The sequence below is a fragment of the Mesorhizobium sp. M2A.F.Ca.ET.039.01.1.1 genome, from assembly GCF_003998035.1.
Lineage (GTDB): Bacteria > Pseudomonadota > Alphaproteobacteria > Rhizobiales > Rhizobiaceae > Mesorhizobium.
In genome coordinates, this window is sequence record NZ_RZRY01001353.1 from 1 (window position 1) to 819 (window position 819).

At 66.3% G+C, this 819-nt stretch carries 1 protein-coding gene; it reads right to left on the reverse strand.

Translation table 11 applies throughout. The features are described from left to right. Positions 1 to 819, reverse strand: an 819-nt coding sequence (locus EOA24_RS39820; protein ID WP_189354681.1) for a copper resistance protein CopC, incomplete at both ends; no start/stop codon positions are given.

The window sequence follows — 819 nt, forward strand, 5'->3', positions numbered from 1 at the left end:
CTGTTGGAACGATGCCAAGCCGAGCAGCAGGGCTATAGCGGCGGCGAGGGTAGCGTGGCCATAACTCGTTGCCCACAGGCCGGCGTTCCAGACATCGAAGCTGAAAGCAGAGTTGAGCGGGGCACCCAGGGCGTCGAGGCCCTGAAACGGTATGAGTGCAGTCGCGCCGGCGAGGCCGGCAACTAGCGCGGTCGAGACGAAACACATCGCGGCCGGCGTGGCAGTACCGGCTACCAGCGACCGGAACACGGCGCCGCCGATCCCGAACACCAGCCCGCAGATGATGAGGAAGCGTGCGATCCAGATGCCGGTCCGGATCGCAGGCTCGGTCTGTCCGGCCGCCGCTGGCGCGCTCGCGTTCGGCGCGCCGATCGAGAACAGCAGACCGCCGCCGATTGGATGTCCATCGGAGGACGTGACCCGCCATGACAGGAGATGCGTACCTTGCTCCAGCCCTGCCGGGAGCCTGAGGACGATGGTCTTGTCCTTCACGCCGATGTCGGAAAGCGCTTGTGTGCGTCCCCGCGAATTACTGAGCCAGGCGACAAGCGGACTGACAGGTTCGGAGAATTTTAGCGTCAGCGTTTCGGGTGGCTGCGGGAGCACCGCACCGTCCGGCGGATCGGAGGCTATGAGCTGCGCATGGGCGAAGGCCGGCGCGCCGCCGGTAAAGAGAATGGCGGCGACGATGAATGCCGCCGCCGCTTTCTTCAGCGCTCCAGCCGGCATTCGGGAGGTCAGCGCACTACTTTTACCGAGGGCGCCGGAAACCTGAGGTCGTCCGCCGAGCCGCCGGAGGCCGGGATCTCGATCCACCGC